This is a genomic window from Bradyrhizobium sp. USDA 223, assembly GCF_044909005.1.
In the GTDB taxonomy this organism is placed as follows: domain Bacteria; phylum Pseudomonadota; class Alphaproteobacteria; order Rhizobiales; family Xanthobacteraceae; genus Bradyrhizobium; species Bradyrhizobium yuanmingense.
On record NZ_JBIYDR010000001.1, the window covers coordinates 6,469,574 to 6,485,298 of the forward strand.

Consider the following 15,725-nt stretch of genomic DNA (forward strand, 5'->3'; position numbering starts at 1 on the left):
CCCTACTCCCCGATCACCGCATTCAGCCGATCCCTCAGCGCCACGATCTCGTCCTTCATCGCGACCAGTTCTGACACCGAGCAGTCCGACGCCGCCAGGATCGATTGCGGCACGTTGCGCGCCTTCTCCTTCAGCGCATGGCCCTGCGCCGTCAGGGCGATCAGGACCTGGCGCTCGTCCTCGCGCGAGCGGGTGCGCCTGACGAGATGGGCAGCCTCGAGCCGTTTGAGCAGCGGCGTCAGCGTGCCCGAATCCAGGAACAGCTTCTCGCCGATCTCCTTGACCGGCACGTCGTCCCGCTCCCACAGCACCAGCATGACCAGATATTGCGGATAGGTCAGGCCGAGCCGATCGAGCAGCGGCTTGTAGACGCGGTTGAAGGCGTGCGTGGCGGAATAGACCGCAAAGCAGATCTGGTTGTCGAGGCGAAGCGGGTCTACCACCGTTGATTTCCGGGCCATGACGAATCTCGCGCGTTTCTCTCATTCTGGGCCCGGCCGGCGGCACATTCAATTGCGAACAATTAAATGTGAGGCGCGACGAATTAGATTGCGCGCAATCTAATTGTCTGCGATAAAGCTTGCACCCCAACCCGGAAAGACCCGAGGAGACGAAAATGTCTGTGAACGTCCTCTACAAGACCAGCGCCAAGGCCACCGGCGGCCGCGACGGCCATGCTGCGACCCTCGACGGCGCGCTCGACGTCAAGCTCACCACGCCGAAGGAGCTCGGCGGTGGCGGCGGCGCTGGCAACAATCCCGAGCAGCTGTTCGCGGCCGGCTATGCCGCCTGCTTCATCGGCGCGATGAAGTTCGTGGCCTCGCAGGGCGGCCCGAAGGTGCCTGCGGATGCCTCGGTCACCTCGACCGTCGGCATCGGCCCTCGCTCCGAGGGCGGCTTCGGCCTCGATATCGACCTTGCGGTCTCGCTGCCGGGCCTTGCCCGTGCAGATGCCGAGGCGCTGGTGGCGAAGGCGCACCAGGTGTGCCCGTACTCCAATGCCACGCGCGGCAACGTTGACGTTCGCCTGACGGTGGTCTGATCGGCAGCGCGGATCGGCTGGCCCGGGGCCTCCTCGGGCCGGCCACTTACGAGGAAATTTGCCACCCCGCGGCATGGCTGCACGGCGGCGCATACGGCTCCACGCTCGGCGCCATTGCTGGCGCAAACAAACCTCGCTAGGCCTGTGATCCAATGATCGACACAGGGAAGCGAAGGCATGACTGAAGCAGCAACGGGCGCCATGAGCGGACTGCGCGTCATCGATCTCACGCGCGTGCTCGGCGGTCCCTACTGCACCCAGATCCTCGCCGACCACGGCGCCGACGTGATCAAGGTCGAGCCGCCCGCGGGCGACGAGGTGCGCGAATGGGGCCCTCCGTTCCACGAAGAGGATGCGGCCTATTTCGTCGGCATCAACCGCAACAAGCGCTCGATCGGCCTCGACCTCGCCTCCGAGGGCGGCCGAATCGTGCTGCTCAAGATGCTGGAGACCGCCGACGTCCTGATCGAGAATTTCAAGCCGGGCACGCTGGAGAAATGGGGCATCGGCAACGACGTCCTCAGCAAGAAATATCCCCGCCTCGTGCATTGCCGGATCTGCGGCTTCGGCGCCGACGGCCCGCGCGGCGGCAACCCCGGCTATGATGCCATCATCCAGGCCATGACCGGCATGATCGCGGCGACCGGCTCGCCCGAGAGCGGGCCGATGCGGATCGGCGTGCCCTTGGTCGACATCACCACCGGACTTTATGCGGCGATCGGCATCCTGATGGCGCTGTCGGAGCGGCAGCGGTCGGGCAAGGGCCAGTTCCTGGAGACGACGCTGTACGAGACCGGCCTCGCCATCATGCATCCGCACACCGCGAATTATTTCATGCATGGCAAGCCGCCTGGTCTCACCGGCAACGAGCATCCGAACCTCGTCCCTTACGCGATCTTCCCGACCAAGACCGACAACATCTTCATCGGCGTCGGCAATGACGGCACCTTCCGCAAGCTGGCGAAAGAGATCGGCAAGCCCGAGCTCGGCACCGATCCACGCTTTGCCCGCAACAAGGACCGCATCGCCAATCGCGAGGCGCTGCGCGCCGAGCTTGCCGCCGTGTTCAGCCAGCACGAGGCCGAGCCGCTGTGCAACCGCCTGCTCGCGGCCGGCCTGCCCGCGGGGCCGGTGCAGAAGATCGACCAGGCGTTGACCAACCCGCACACGATCGCGCGTGGCGATATTATCGAGAAGGACTGGTACAAGGGCGTGGCTTCGCCGATCCGGCTCGACCGCAGCAAGCCGAGCCTGCGCCGCGTGCCGCCGAAATTCAGCCAGCACGCGGCCGAGGTGCTGGGCGAGTTCGGCTACTCCAAGGCCGAGATCGACGCGATGGTCGAAAAGGGCACGGTCTGCGGTCCCGAGCGGAAACGCTGAGCTAAGGCGAGCGTCAACGGTGGTGCGCTCCCTCTCCCGCTCGCGGGAGAGGGTTGGGGAGAGGGTGTCTCCGCACCGGGACAATCCCCTAGAGGATAGAACCCTCACCCGGCGCGATAGTGCCTCATCTCAATGCCGCACTGCGGCGCGCGCACGCATGTGCAGCGCGAACGGAGTCGGCTGACGGCTCCGTCTTGGCCTATTTGACGACTTCCCATTTGGCAGCGCTTGCTGCTTTCGTTTGTCCCGCTTACACAGTCATGTGAACGTCATGTGGCGCTGCTAGCGCAAGCGCTTCTTTAGTGACGGGCAAGGGAGGTTTTCTTGATGGCTCTTCGACATTTTGGCGCGGCGGCGGCCGTCGCACTCACAATTGGTCTCGGCGTCTCGCCGGCACTCGCAGTGACCGAAATCCAGTGGTGGCACGCGATGACCGGCGCCAACAACGACGTCATCGTCAGGCTCGCCAACGACTTCAACGCCACGCAGAGCGACTTCAAGGTGATCCCGACCTACAAGGGCAACTACGCCGACACGATGAACGCCGGCATCGCCGCGTTCCGCGCCGGCAACGCGCCGCACATCATGCAGGTGTTCGAGGTCGGCACCGCCACCATGATGGCCGCGACCGGCGCAGTGAAGCCGGTCTACAAGCTGATGGCCGAGACAGGCGAGAAGTTCGATCCGAAGGCTTACTTGCCCGCGATCACCGGCTACTACTCGACCTCGAAGGGCGAGATGCTGTCCTTCCCCTTCAACTCGTCCTCGACGGTGATGTGGGTCAACCTCGACGCGCTGAAGAAAGCGAATGTCGAGATCCCGAAGACCTGGCCCGAAGTGTTCGACGCCGCCAAGAAGCTGAAGGCGGCCGGCCACGCCACTTGCGGCTTCTCCAACTCCTGGGTCACCTGGGTCAATCTCGAGCAGCTCTCCGCCTGGCACAACGTGCCGCTCGCCAGCAAGGCAAACGGTCTCGACGGCTTCGACACCGTGCTGTCCTTCAACGGTCCGCTCCAGGTCAAGCATCTCGAAAATCTGGTCGAGCTCCAGAAGGACAAGACCTACGACTATGCCGGCCGCACCAACACCGGCGAAGGCCGCTTCACGTCGGGCGAATGCCCGCTCTACCTGACCTCGTCGGCGTTCTTCGGCAACGTGAAGGCGCAGGCCAAGTTCGCCTTCACTGCGGTGCCGATGCCCTATTATCCCGACGCCAAGGGCGCGCCGCAGAACTCGATCATCGGCGGTGCCTCGCTCTGGGTGATGGGCGGCAAACCGGCGGACGATTACAAGGGCGTCGCCAAATTCTTCTCCTTCCTCTCGGACACCGATCGCCAGGTCTACATCCACAAGGCCTCGGGCTATCTGCCGATCACCAAGGCGGCCTATGACAAGGCCAAGGCGGATGGCTTCTACAAGGACCAGCCCTATCTGGAAACGCCGCTGCTCGAGCTGACCAACAAGGAGCCGACCGAGAACTCGCGCGGCCTGCGCCTCGGCAACATGGTGCAGCTCCGTGACGTCTGGGCGGAAGAGATCGAGCAGGCGCTGGCCGGCAAGAAGACGGCCAAGCAGGCGCTGGACGCGGCCGTCGAGCGCGGCAACACCATGCTGCGCCAGTTCGAAAAGACCGCCGTGAAGTAAGGCGACAAGCGACAGGCCGGTCAACCGGCCTGCCGCCCCCGCAGGCATCATGCAAAAGCAAGCCATTTTCCAATCGAAGCTATTGCCCTATGCGCTGGTTGCGCCGCAGCTCGCGATCGTCCTGATATTCTTCTACTGGCCGGCCTTGCAGGCGGTGATCCAGTCCTTCCTGCTCCAGGACGCCTTCGGCCTGTCAACCAGCTTCGTCTGGTTCGAGAACTATATCGACCTGTTCAAGGAGCGCGCCTATTTCGAGGCGATCGTCCGCACCTTCTTCTTCTCGTTCGCCATCGCGATCTCGTCGCTGTCATTCGCGCTGCTGCTCGCGGTCATGGCCGACAAGCCGCTGCGTGGCGGCACGCTTTACCGCACGCTGCTGATCTGGCCCTATGCGGTGGCGCCGCCGGTCGTCGGTGTGCTCTGGATCTTCATGCTGCACCCTTCGCTCGGCGTGCTCGCGCGCTACTTGCGCACCCTAGGTATCGACTGGAATCCGCTGCTCGACGGCAATCAGGCAGCTGCCCTGATCATCATGGCGGCCGCCTGGAAGCAGATCTCCTACAACTTCCTGTTCTTCCTCGCCGGCCTCCAGAGCATCCCGCGCAGCGTGATCGAGGCGGCTGCGATCGACGGCGCCCGCCCGATGCGCAGGTTCTGGACCGTGATCTTCCCGCTGCTGTCGCCGACAATCTTCTTCCTGCTGGTCGTCAACATCGTCTACGCCTTCTTCGACACGTTCGGCATCATCGACACCATGACCCGCGGCGGTCCGGGCAAGTCGACGGAGACGCTGGTCTACAAGGTCTATACCGACGGCCTGCTCGGCGGCAACCTCGGCAGCTCCGCGGCGCAATCGGTGATCCTGATGATCATGGTCATCGTGCTGACGGGCATCCAGTTCCGCTTCGTCGAACGCAAGGTGACCTACTGATGGTCGAGGAAGAAGGCTTTCGGCGCTACATTGCCCATATCATCCTCTGGATCGGGATCGCGATCGTCGCGTTCCCGGTCTATCTCGCTTTCGTGGCCTCAACCCAGGACAACGCGGTGATCGCCAACGGGCAGATGTCGCTGCTGCCGGGTGGCCATTTTCTCGAAACCTACAATAAGACGATCTTCATCGGCACGAGCGGCTCCACCCGCGAGCCGGTCGGCAACATGATGCTGAACTCGCTGGTGATGGCGATGCTGATCGCGCTCGGCAAGATCGCGGTCTCGATCATCTCCGCCTATGCGATCGTCTATTTCCGCTTTCCGTTCCGGATGGCGATCTTCTGGATCATCTTCATCACTTTGATGCTGCCCGTCGAGGTGCGCATCTATCCGACCTACAAGATCGTCGCCGACCTGCACATGCTCGACAGCTATGCCGGCCTGTCGCTGCCGCTGATCGCATCGGCCACCGCGACGCTGCTGTTCCGCCAATTCTTCATGACGGTGCCGGACGAATTGCTGGAAGCCTCGCGCATCGACGGCGCCGGCCCCTTCCGCTTCTTCTGGGATACGCTCTTGCCGCTGTCGCGCACCAACATGGCGGCGCTGTTCGTGATCCTGTTCATCCTCGGCTGGAATCAGTATCTCTGGCCGCTGTTGATCACCACGCGCGACGACATGCAGACCATCCAGATCGGCATCCGCAAGATGATCACCACCACCGACGCGCTGACCGAATGGCCGATCGTGATGGCAACCGCCGTGCTGGCCATGCTGCCGCCGGTGGTCGTCGTCGTCGCCATGCAGAAATTGTTCGTGCGCGGCCTGGTCGAGACGGAAAAGTGAAGATGGCGAATAGTGAATGGCGAGTGGCGAATGGGGTCGCTGCGTCCGCCTTGCGTGCTAACAAGTCCCCATTCGCCATTCCCTACTCGCTATTCGCCGGTGCAACCCATGGCTAACGTCACCCTGCGCAGCGTCCGCAAGACCTATCCCGGCGGCTTCGAGGCCATCAAGGGCGTCGACGTCGATGTCGGCGACGGACAGTTCTGCGTGCTGGTCGGACCAAGCGGCTGCGGCAAGTCCACGCTGCTGCGCATGGTCGCGGGACTGGAGACGGTCACCGGCGGCGAGATCGACATCGGCGGCCGCGTCGTCAACCAGGTCGAGCCCGCCGATCGCGACATCGCGATGGTGTTCCAGAACTACGCGCTCTATCCGCATATGAGCGTCTACAACAACATGGCCTATGGCCTGCGTAACCGTGGCATGGCCGAGGCCGAGATCAAGACTCGCGTGGAAGAAGCCGCGCGCGTGCTCGAGCTCTCCGCCATGCTGGAGCGCAAGCCGCGCCAGCTCTCCGGCGGCCAGCGCCAGCGCGTCGCCATGGGCCGCGCCATCGTGCGCCAGCCGAAAGTGTTTTTGTTCGACGAGCCGCTCTCCAATCTCGACGCCAAGCTGCGCATCGCGATGCGGGTCGAGATCCGCAAATTGCAGCGCCGGCTCAACACGACGTCGATCTACGTCACCCATGACCAGCTCGAGGCGATGACGCTCGCCGACATTCTTGTCGTGATGAACGGCGGCCAGGTCGAGCAGGTCGGCAATCCGCTTGATATCTACGAGAAGCCGGCCACGACCTTCGTCGCCTCCTTCATCGGCGCACCGCCGATGAACCTGATGTCGACGCGGCCCGAGGAGATCCGGTCGCAGCTCGCCGGCAGCGCCGCAGCCGACGCCGGCATCGTCGGCATCCGCCCAGAGGATTTTGTCATCACCGACGAAGTCCCGGCCGGCGGCGTCGCCTTGCCGCTCACCGTCGAAGCGATCGAGCGCGTCGGCGCCGAGACCTTCGTCTACGGCTCCCGCGAGCAGGAGGACCAGCGCGTCGCCGCCACGCCCGGCGAGCTGCCACCCGGTGAGGTCATCGTCCGCATTCCCGGAACCCAGGCGCCCGCCATCGGCGCGAGGATCCGGGTCGCGGCGGTGCGGGCCAAGCTGCATCTGTTCAGTGACGACGGGCGGACGCGGCTTAAGAGCTGAGCGGCTCCGGGGCCCGACGACAAAAGTGCGAAAACAACCCCATGCACAGTAGAAAGGGGTTTGTTTTCGTTGGAGAATTCTCGCGGATCCGTCATGCCCGGGCTTGTCCCGGGCATCCACGCTCTCGGTGCTGCCAAGCAAGGTCGTGGATGGCCGGGACAAGCCCGGCCATGACGCAGCTGAGGCCATGTCGAGCCTATCGAAGGCGGAATCGGCCCGTCCACAGCCTCCCGGCTACCTGCTTGAACCCACAGGGGAACATGCCCATATTGCTGATCAAGGGGTGCCACGACGGGCCCCGACACACCAAAGTCGCTTCTGCGAGGACTTTGTAAACTATGTCTCGTGTTCCAACGCTCTCCAGTCCCTTCCTGCTGGGCTTTGACGAGATCGAGCGCGTGCTCGATCGGGTCGTCAAAGGCGCCGACGGTTATCCTCCCTACAATATCGAGAGGTGCGACCGCACGGACGGCCAGCCCGAGCGTTTGCGCATCACGCTGGCGGTCGCCGGATTTACGCGCGACCAACTCGATGTAACCATTGAGGAAAACCAGCTCGTGATCCGCGGACGGCAGCAGGACGACAAATCCCGGCAATACATCCATCGCGGCATCGCCGCGCGCCACTTCCAGCGCACCTTCGTGCTGGCGGAGGGGATGCTGGTGCTGGGTGCGGATCTGAAGAACGGGTTGTTGTCGATCGATCTGGCCCGGCCTGAACCGGAGCGGATCGTTAAGACAATCGCTATCAATGAGCACGAATAATGGAACGAGTAGCGGACTCGACCGCTTAGTGTTCCAGAGGAGTCGAGACCATGAGTGAAGGTCACGTTGCGTTCGAATACGAAGCCAAGAACGTCTCTCCGGAGACGCTGGCAACCCTGGGCGAAGGCCATATCGCCTATGTGAAGCAGATCCGCTCCGAGGACGTGCCGGGCCTGTTCCCCGAGGCGCCCAAGATCGCGCCGGGCCTCAAGCTTTTCGCGCTCCACGCCGCCGACGGCACGCCGATCATGCTGACCGACAGCCGCGAAGCCGCGATCGCCAACGCCTGGAGCAACGAGCTGCAGGCCGTGAGCGTGCACTAAAGCACGCGCGCATCGCAGGAAGAGAGTTTCAAACGGGCATGCCTTCGCAGGAAGGCGTGCCCGTTTTCAATTGGGCGGCGAGGTGTTCGCGTCGCCATCGGCAGCCAACCGGGATTCGGCGACGTCCCCGCCCGCGTGCGCAGGGCAATCGCATGTTAGTCGTGGCTGGGACACCGACTGTGTCCACAGCGTCATGGCCGGGCTTGTCCGGGCCATCCACGCCTTTCCACGTAGCGCAAAGAACGTGGATGCCCGAGACAAGCCCGGGCATGACGGCCTTTCGAAATTCAAATGCGATGTGCGGGGAAGCCTTGCCTTTTGCCGCGCACGAGACCGTCATCAATCCGTGATTTGACATTTCGTTCGTGTTTGTCAAATCTGACAAAATGCAGGCCAAGGCCCCTCCCCAGGACCGGATCCTCGACGCCGCCTTGCGCGTGTTCCGGCGCCACGGATTCCGCCGCTCCTCGATCGAGCAGGCGGCGGAGGAAGCCGGACTGACGCGGCAGGCGCTCTATCATCACTTCGCCTCCAAGGAGGCGCTGTTTCGCGCCGTGCTCGAGCGGATCTACGCGCAGGGGCTCGCTGCCGAAATCGCGGCCGCGAAGGCGGCGGAAGAATCCGGCCTCGAGCTTGCCGACATCCTGGTCGCCGAGATCGGCGCGCGGATGCAGTCGCTGCTCGCTTCGCTCAAGGATTCGCCCCACACCGAAGAGCTGTTTTCCGAGCACCTCGCGCAGGCGCGCGACCTCTACCAGAGCTATTCCAGCCGGTTCACCGAGGAGATCGCAACCACGATCACGCGGGTGTGCCGCAAGCGAAAGCTCAAGCTCGAAAGCGGCGTCAGCGTGCGCGAGCTCGCGCGCTGCGTCGAGATGGCGATCCACGGCACCAAATCCGCTTTCCCCGCCATGCAGCCGGTCGACGCGTTCCTGAAGCAGCTCGAGACCATGCTGCGCATGCTGATCGCCGGCGCGATGGCGCCGTCGGCAAAGAAGTCCCTCCGCAAAACGGGAGTTCGAAAATGACCAGCACGACCATCAATGGACGGCCTCTGGTGCTACCGGACGATCCGGATGCGCTCTTGATCGACGTGATCCGCGACGGCGGCCTCACCGGCACCAAGCTCGTCTGCGGCTCCGGCGTCTGCGGCGCCTGCACCGTGCTGCTCGACGGCACGCCGGTCGTGAGCTGCCTGTTGCCGGCGCAGGCGGCCGCCGGCAAATCGCTGACGACCATCGAGGGCATAGGTAGCGCCGGATTGCATCCGGTGCAGAAGGCGTTCATGGCGCACGACGCCCTGCAATGCGGCTTCTGCACGCCCGGCTTCGTCGTCGAAGCCGCCGCCTTCCATGACGGCTGGCGCGCGACCAAGGGCGCGGCGACACCCTCGCGCGAGGAGATCGCCGCCGCGCTCTCAGGGCATCTCTGCCGCTGCGGCGCCTATGAAGGCATTTTTCGCGCGGTAGCGGAGGCTTGTTCGGGTCGCTTCGACGGCAACGAACCCATTGCGCCGCGGCTGGAAGCCCGCGACAAGGTGACGGGCCTCGCCCGCTACACGGTCGACATCCACCATGACGGCCAGCTCGAAGGCGTCATCCTGCGCGCGCACGTCGCGCATGCGAGGATCACCGGGCTTGATCTGGCGCCGGCGCGCGCCATGGCCGGTGTTGCCGCGGTCGTTCCGCTGCTCGACGATGACAACATGGTCCGCTTCGTCGGTGCGCCGATTGCAGCCGTCGCGGCCAAGGATCGCCGCACCGCACTGAAGGCAATCGCCGCGATCACCTTCAAGCCCGAGCCTTTGCCCGCCGTGATCGGGCTCGATGCAGCGCGACGCGACGATGCGCCGGTCGTGTTCGAAAAGAAGGACCGCAAGCGTGCCGGCAACGTGTCCGAGGGCGCAGGCGGCGCTCCGGTGTCGTGGAAGGGCAATGTGCGCGGGCCTTCGGCGCCGTTCTCGCAAAAGGCCAAGCAGGCCAGGAGCTGGCTCGACGAGGCGCGCCAGCAACGCAATCCGCTGCTGGTCGAGGAAACCTTCCGCGTCTCGACGCAACAGCACGCAAGCCTCGAACCACATGCCGCCGTGGCCAGGTTCGATGGCGATCAGCTCATTGTGCACATCTCGACCCAGGCCATCCACGAGAGTATGGAGAAGATCGCCAAGCGCTATGGCCTTCCGCACGACAAGGTGCGTGTGATCGCCGATCATGTCGGCGGCGGATTCGGCTCCAAGGGCAGCCTGGGGCTGGAGACCATCGCCGCGATCGAGCTTGCGCGCGCCGCGAAGGCGCCGGTGCGTGTTGCCTTCGATCGTGAAGAGGAGCTTTCCGTCACCGGCTATCGTCCGGCCGCCGAGCTGAAGCTGTCCTTGCTGCCTTCGGCGGAAGGCCGCCTCAAGGCGCTGTCGCTCACCGCCCATGCCGACACCGGCGCCGCCGTGAACTCGCTGATCGCGGGTCTGGCGCGGCTGATCTATCCGGCCGAAGCCAAGGAGCTCGTCGACTTCGACGTGCTCAGCAATTTGCCGCCCGGCGCGCCGTTCCGCGGCCCCGGCGGTCCGCCGATGTCGTTTGCGCTAGAGCAGGCGGTCGACGAAGCGGCGCTGCGCATGAAGATGGATCCGATTCACCTCCGCAAGCTCTGGGACCCCGATCCCAACCGCCAGCGATTGTACGATTGGGCTGCCGGCCTCGACGTCTGGAAGAACCGCAAGCCGGCCGCCTCGCAAACCGGCCGCTACCGGCGCGGCGTCGGCGTCGCCACCGGCTACTGGCTGTATCTCTGGCAGACCGGCTCCTCGGTCGAACTCGCGATCAAGGGCGGCCGCATCGTCGCAAGCTGCGCGGTACAGGATATCGGCACGGGCACGCGCAGCGTGATCGCCAACACCGTCGCGAAGGCGTTCGATCTCGAGCCGCAGGATGTGGACGTTCGCATCGGCCGCTCCAGCCTGCCCCGGGGACCGGGCTCCGGCGGCAGCCGCGTCACCGCCTCGGTGGTGCCGCCGACCTTGCTCGCCATCGAGAAGCTGAAAGCGGAAATCAAGCGCACCGCGTCTCGCACACCTGCTCCGGGCTCGAACGCGCCGTGGCGCGAGATGATCGCGGCTTCCCCTGATATCGCCGTGTCGGCGAGACGCCAGGAGGACGGCAAGCCGCCGCCCGGCGTCAGGCCCGCGCTGCACGAGGCGGGCATCATGGGCCGGGTGTTCGGTTGGGTGCTGCGTCTGATGAGCCACATGGTGGTCGGCGCCGGCGTGCCGAGCTCGGTGCAGGTGATGGAAGTCGAGGTTGATACCTGGCTCGGCCATGTGCGCGTGCTCAACGCCTATACGGGCCTCGCGGTCGGCAAGCTCGCCGCGCCGGCGCTGGCCCGAAGCCAGGCCGCGGGCGCGGTGATCCAGGGCATCGGCTACGCACTCTATGAGTCGCGGGAGACCGATCTCTTGAGCGGCCACGTCCTGAGCGGCAGCATGGAGGATTACCGCATCCCAGGGATTGCCGACATGCCGAAACTGGAGGTGCATTTCGACGAAGCCGGTTTCGAGCATGTGCCGGGCGGCAGCGTCGGCATCGGCGAAGTCGCCACCGTGCCGACCTCGCCCGCGATCGCCAACGCCATCCGCGATGCGATCGGCGTGAGACTGACTGAAATTCCGTTCCGGCCCGATCGTCTTGTGGCCGCGCTGAAAGGGAGGGATGCAGCATGAGTGTCGCCGTCATGACCGCCAATCCCACGCCTGAATTCCGCGCCGGAGGCACCGACTTCAGCGAACGCCGCCGCAGCGGCGTGTCGCAGGGAATGCTGATCGATATCTCGGGCGCCGGCGACAAGACGATCAGCTGGGACGCCGACGGAGCAGCCCAGATCGGCGCGCTCACCACCATCGGCACGATCGCGGCCGACGCGCGCATCGCCGCCGCCTATCCCGGTATTGCGGCGAGCGCGCAAGGGCTGGCCACGCCACAGGTGCGCCAGGTTGCAACGCTCGGCGGCAATCTCGCGCAGCGTTCACGCTGCTGGTATTTCCGCCGGGCCGACATCGATTGCCTGAAGAAAGGCGGCAGCACCTGCCCTGCCCGGTCCGGCAATCATCTCTATGGCGTTGCCTTCGATCTCGGCGCCTGCGTCGCGCCGCATCCCTCGACCATGGCGGCGGCTCTGCTCGCCTATGATGCGACCATCACCACCGACCGGCGCAGCGGATTGACGATTGCCGGCCTGCTCGGCGACGGCTCGGTCGCGCACGCCGATCATACGCTCGCAGCAGGCGAGATGATCAAGAGCATTGCGCTTCCTGCTCCGCTTCAAGGCGAGCGCGCGTCCTACAAGCGGGCGATCAGCCGGACCTATGCGGAATGGCCGCTGGTGGAGCTCTGCGCCCGCGTCGTCATCGCCGGCGGCAAGTTCGAGCTCGTGCGTCTCGCTGCAGGCGGCGTCGCGCCCGTGCCGCTCCGCCTCACCGCCGTGGAGGTCCAGCTCAGCGGCAAGGTTGCCAATGCGGCATCGATCGCAGAAGCGGCGAAAGCGGCGAGCTCGGGTGCCAAGCCATTGCCGATGACGGCCTACAAGCTCGATCTCCTGCAAGGGCTGGTGCGCGACGTGCTGGAGCGGCTTTCGGGCTAGAGAGTGATGAGACCAGGTTTGATTGCTACAACATAAGTGCGCCCCCTCTCCCGCTTGCGGGAGAGGGTTGGGGAGAGGGTGTTTCCGCAGTGGGATAGCCCGCAAGAGGAGAAAGCCCTCACCCGCGCCTTCGGCGCGACCTCTCCCGCAAGCGGGAGAGGTTTGCACCGAGCACGTGGCGATCGATTCAACCTACACCCATCACGCTCTAACCGCCTGAGCGGCCGGCCAGCCGCGCGCGGATATCCGGCTTCAGCACCTTGCCGACCTTGGACCGCGGCAGATCGTCCCAGACTTCGATCTGCTTCGGTGTCTTGACGCTGCCGATCCGCTGCTTGACGAACGCCGCCAGCGCCGTCGCGTCGACGCTCTGGCCGGCACGGGGCTGCACCACGGCGACGATACGCTCACCCCATTTCGCGTCGGCGAGGCCGATCACGGCGCAATCCTGGACCGCCTCATGCGCCCGCAGCGCGTTCTCGACCTCGATCGAGTAGACGTTGAACCCGCCGGTGATGATCATGTCCTTGGCGCGATCGACGATGTAGAGGTAGCCATCGTCGTCGATGTAGCCGATGTCGCCGGTGTGGTGCCAGCCATGCGCGGAGGCCTCCGCCGTGGCTTCGGGATTCTTGTAATAGCCTTGCATCACCAGCGAGCCGCGAACCACGATCTCGCCGCGAGAACCGGTCGGCAGCAAATTGCCGTCGCCATCCATGATGCCGGCCTGCACCAACGGGCTGATCCGCCCCGCCGAGGCGAGGCGCTCCATCGCGATAGTTCCATCGGCATTATAATGCTCGTCAGGTGCCATCATCGAAATCATCATCGGCGCTTCAGTCTGACCGAACAACTGCGCCATGGGCCCGATGCGCCGCAGCGCCTCCGCAAGCCGTGCGGCCGAGATCGGTGCCGCGCCGTACCAGAAGCATTGCAGAGACCCGAGCTTCGCGGAGTGGAGCTTGGGATGATCGAGCAGCATGTAGATCAATGTCGGCGGCAGGAAGGTGTGCGTGACATGGTAGCACTCGATCAAATCGAGAAATTCGGCGATGTCAGGGCGATGCATGATCACGATGCGGCCGCCGAGCGCCATGATCGGGAAACACAGCACACCGGCCGCATGAGTCAACGGCGCGAGCGCGAGATAGACCGGACGACCCTTGAAGGGATAGCCCATCAGCGTCAGTGCCGTCATGGCCTCGATGTTGCGACCCGACAGCATGACCCCCTTCGGCTTTCCGGTGGTGCCGCCGGTGCCGGGAATCATCGCGAGATCGTCGACCGTCTCGCGTTGATATTGGTCGATCGGAAGGCTAGCGAGCCAGCTGTCGAACGAGGGCGCGAAGGGCAGTTCGCGATCGAGGCAGACGAGGACACGCAGCTTCGGCAGCTCCGCCCGCACCGCCTCGACCATCGGCGCGAAGCTTGAATGAAACAGCAGCAGGCTGCAGTCGAATTGGTCGAGGACGAGCCGGTTTTCGGCCGCCTCGTTGCGCGGATTGATCGGGCACCAAACCGAGCCCGCCCGGGAAATGCCGAACACGCATGCAAACGCGACCGGATCGTTGCCGGAAAGGATTGCGACCTTCTCGCCGGCAGCAATACCCGATCGCGCGAGCCCGCGCGCGACGCGGTAGCTCAGCTGCTGCACCTCGCGATAGCTGAGATCGCGACCGTCCATGGTCAGGCACGGCGCATCAGCGCCCAGCGAGGCACCTTTGTCGAGGTAATCGATGAAGCGCATGATCAATCCCGGAAGCAGCTGGCGGGTGGCGCGCGGCCGCGCCACCCGTGATCTTGCTCAGTCGTTCACGGTGAGGATCGGTCTGCTGACCAGCCCGAAGCTGCGCAGCTGCCCGAGGAGCTCGTGGTGACCGAACGCCTGGCAACCGGAGGCGAAGCCCACGCGCTTGGGCGGCTGCTGCAGCAGGTGCGCCGCGGCATAGGCCTGCAACAAGCCGGTCTGCTTGTAATTGCTGTTGCCGCTGATGACGCAGTGCGCGCGCCCCAATGGGCCGGAGGCATGCACCGAATCCAGCGACTTGTTGACGCGCGGGTTTTCGCGGGGCGGCATGGTGTTCATCACGCCGGCGGCGGTCTGCGCCAATGCGGCGTAGCGGTCGTCGGGGTTCATGTCCTTGGTCGCCTCCAGCGCGGCGGCGACGATCTGCGGCACGCCCAGCATTAGCGCGCGGTTGAACACGCCGCCCAGCACCTTCACGTTGGCGACACGCGGATCGCGCTTGAACCACACCGGGTGCGAGGTGCCGCCCCAGGGCAGCGCCAGTGCGAGCTCATGCTGGCCGGGGATGGCGAGGTTGTAGAGGCCGGCATCCACCTGATGCTCGACATACTTGTTCTGCTCCAGATAGTAGGCCTTTGCCATCGCGGCGTTGACCAGGATGGTCTGTGTCGAGGCGATGGTCGGGCTGCCGCCCCAGAACACGGCGATATCGAGCGTGTCGAGGCCGGGCGTCTCCAGGCACAGCTGCGCGGCAATCTCGCCGGTGGTGTACATCTGCGCGATGCCCGGCGCGAGCAGCAGGCCGGCATTGGCGAACTTCGTACCCCATTCCTGCTCGAGCGTGATCAGCCAGTCCTGCTCGCCGGTGGTGTCGGTGTAGTGGCATCGGGACGCCCAGCAGGCCTGCACCACCTCGCCGCCGAACCTGGCGAAGGGGCCCACGGTGTTGAGCACCACCGAGGCGCCGTTGAACAACTCCGTCAGTGCGCTCACGGTGTGCGGCACTTCCACCACCTCGTAGTCGGCGGTCTCGATGCCGGCCACATTCGCTTTCATTGCGGCGTTGAGCTTCTCCGCGCTGCGTCCGGCGGCGATGAAGGGGATGTTGTACTCGCGTAAGTATTCGCAGACCAGCCGGCCGGTGTAGCCGGACGCGCCATAGACGATGACGGGCTTCTTCGCGCTCATTGTCGTTCCTCCGAAATGTTCGTTGTCGGGTT

At 64.9% G+C, this 15,725-nt stretch carries 14 protein-coding genes; 11 read left to right on the forward strand and 3 right to left on the reverse strand.

Annotation, left to right across the window (positions count from 1 at the left end; genetic code table 11):
* Positions 1-2 precede the first annotated feature (2 nt).
* Entirely contained in the window at positions 3-461 is a 459-nt protein-coding gene (locus tag ABIA40_RS30145) for a MarR family winged helix-turn-helix transcriptional regulator (RefSeq protein WP_157285996.1), read from the reverse strand.
* Between the two features lie 155 nt (positions 462-616).
* On the opposite strand from ABIA40_RS30145, the gene ABIA40_RS30150 reads away from it, so the two are divergent.
* The 11 genes from ABIA40_RS30150 (at position 617) to ABIA40_RS30200 (ending at position 12,758) form a co-directional block, all read left to right on the forward strand.
* Complete coding sequence (locus ABIA40_RS30150; RefSeq protein ID WP_036009140.1) at positions 617-1,042, forward strand: organic hydroperoxide resistance protein; 426 nt, start codon at positions 617-619, stop codon at positions 1,040-1,042.
* Between the two features lie 177 nt (positions 1,043-1,219).
* On the forward strand, positions 1,220-2,422 hold the full coding sequence (locus tag ABIA40_RS30155) for a CaiB/BaiF CoA-transferase family protein (protein WP_036009143.1): 1,203 nt from the start codon (positions 1,220-1,222) through the stop codon (positions 2,420-2,422).
* Between the two features lie 327 nt (positions 2,423-2,749).
* Complete coding sequence (ugpB, locus tag ABIA40_RS30160) at positions 2,750-4,066, forward strand: sn-glycerol-3-phosphate ABC transporter substrate-binding protein UgpB (protein ID WP_404544859.1); 1,317 nt, start codon at positions 2,750-2,752, stop codon at positions 4,064-4,066.
* 49 nt (positions 4,067-4,115) lie between these two features.
* Complete coding sequence (gene ugpA / locus ABIA40_RS30165) at positions 4,116-4,997, forward strand: sn-glycerol-3-phosphate ABC transporter permease UgpA (RefSeq protein WP_157285998.1); 882 nt, start codon at positions 4,116-4,118, stop codon at positions 4,995-4,997.
* Positions 4,997-5,845, forward strand: coding sequence for a sn-glycerol-3-phosphate ABC transporter permease UgpE (gene ugpE, locus ABIA40_RS30170; protein WP_404544861.1), 849 nt, complete (start codon positions 4,997-4,999; stop codon positions 5,843-5,845). Before ugpA ends, ugpE begins: the two co-directional genes overlap by 1 nt.
* 108 nt (positions 5,846-5,953) lie before the next feature.
* Positions 5,954-7,042 carry a sn-glycerol-3-phosphate import ATP-binding protein UgpC gene (locus ABIA40_RS30175; protein ID WP_404544864.1) on the forward strand — a complete coding sequence of 363 codons (1,089 nt, stop codon included), beginning with the start codon at positions 5,954-5,956 and terminating at the stop codon, positions 7,040-7,042.
* A 338-nt stretch (positions 7,043-7,380) separates the two neighbouring features.
* Entirely contained in the window at positions 7,381-7,806 is a 426-nt protein-coding gene (locus ABIA40_RS30180; RefSeq protein ID WP_025032962.1) for an Hsp20 family protein, read from the forward strand.
* A gap of 50 nt (positions 7,807-7,856) precedes the next feature.
* A complete protein-coding gene (locus ABIA40_RS30185; protein ID WP_007598581.1) occupies positions 7,857-8,129 on the forward strand; it encodes a DUF1150 domain-containing protein in 273 nt (90 codons plus the stop codon).
* 365 nt (positions 8,130-8,494) lie between these two features.
* On the forward strand, positions 8,495-9,157 hold the full coding sequence (locus ABIA40_RS30190) for a TetR/AcrR family transcriptional regulator (protein ID WP_404544866.1): 663 nt from the start codon (positions 8,495-8,497) through the stop codon (positions 9,155-9,157).
* Positions 9,154-11,841: a molybdopterin-dependent oxidoreductase gene (locus ABIA40_RS30195; protein WP_404544868.1), complete on the forward strand. Its 2,688-nt coding sequence runs from the start codon at positions 9,154-9,156 to the stop codon at positions 11,839-11,841. Before ABIA40_RS30190 ends, ABIA40_RS30195 begins: the two co-directional genes overlap by 4 nt.
* On the forward strand, positions 11,838-12,758 hold the full coding sequence (locus ABIA40_RS30200; protein ID WP_404544870.1) for an FAD binding domain-containing protein: 921 nt from the start codon (positions 11,838-11,840) through the stop codon (positions 12,756-12,758). The genes ABIA40_RS30195 and ABIA40_RS30200 overlap by 4 nt, the downstream gene beginning before the upstream one ends.
* Before the next feature lie 208 nt (positions 12,759-12,966).
* Here the strand turns inward: ABIA40_RS30200 and ABIA40_RS30205 are convergent, their stop codons facing one another.
* Positions 12,967-14,505, reverse strand: a complete 1,539-nt coding sequence (locus ABIA40_RS30205) for an AMP-binding protein (RefSeq protein WP_404544873.1) — start codon at positions 14,503-14,505, stop codon at positions 12,967-12,969.
* 57 nt (positions 14,506-14,562) lie between these two features.
* On the reverse strand, positions 14,563-15,693 hold the full coding sequence (locus ABIA40_RS30210) for a DUF5938 domain-containing protein (protein ID WP_404544875.1): 1,131 nt from the start codon (positions 15,691-15,693) through the stop codon (positions 14,563-14,565).
* Between the last annotated feature and the right edge of the window lie 32 nt (positions 15,694-15,725).

What these genes read in the sequence shown, in the direction of transcription:
- ABIA40_RS30200 (WP_404544870.1), top strand. Translation starts at nt 11,838, where the DNA reads ATGAGTGTCGCCGTCATGACCGCCAATCCCACGCCTGAATTCCGCGCC.
- ugpA (WP_157285998.1), top strand. Translation starts at nt 4,116, where the DNA reads ATGCAAAAGCAAGCCATTTTCCAATCGAAGCTATTGCCCTATGCGCTG.
- ugpB (WP_404544859.1), top strand. Translation starts at nt 2,750, where the DNA reads ATGGCTCTTCGACATTTTGGCGCGGCGGCGGCCGTCGCACTCACAATT.
- ABIA40_RS30175 (WP_404544864.1), top strand. Translation starts at nt 5,954, where the DNA reads ATGGCTAACGTCACCCTGCGCAGCGTCCGCAAGACCTATCCCGGCGGC.
- ABIA40_RS30155 (WP_036009143.1), top strand. Translation starts at nt 1,220, where the DNA reads ATGACTGAAGCAGCAACGGGCGCCATGAGCGGACTGCGCGTCATCGAT.
- ABIA40_RS30150 (WP_036009140.1), top strand. Translation starts at nt 617, where the DNA reads ATGTCTGTGAACGTCCTCTACAAGACCAGCGCCAAGGCCACCGGCGGC.
- ABIA40_RS30195 (WP_404544868.1), top strand. Translation starts at nt 9,154, where the DNA reads ATGACCAGCACGACCATCAATGGACGGCCTCTGGTGCTACCGGACGAT.
- ABIA40_RS30145 (WP_157285996.1), bottom strand. Translation starts at nt 461, where the DNA reads ATGGCCCGGAAATCAACGGTGGTAGACCCGCTTCGCCTCGACAACCAG.
- ABIA40_RS30185 (WP_007598581.1), top strand. Translation starts at nt 7,857, where the DNA reads ATGAGTGAAGGTCACGTTGCGTTCGAATACGAAGCCAAGAACGTCTCT.
- ABIA40_RS30180 (WP_025032962.1), top strand. Translation starts at nt 7,381, where the DNA reads ATGTCTCGTGTTCCAACGCTCTCCAGTCCCTTCCTGCTGGGCTTTGAC.
- ugpE (WP_404544861.1), top strand. Translation starts at nt 4,997, where the DNA reads ATGGTCGAGGAAGAAGGCTTTCGGCGCTACATTGCCCATATCATCCTC.
- ABIA40_RS30210 (WP_404544875.1), bottom strand. Translation starts at nt 15,693, where the DNA reads ATGAGCGCGAAGAAGCCCGTCATCGTCTATGGCGCGTCCGGCTACACC.
- ABIA40_RS30205 (WP_404544873.1), bottom strand. Translation starts at nt 14,505, where the DNA reads ATGCGCTTCATCGATTACCTCGACAAAGGTGCCTCGCTGGGCGCTGAT.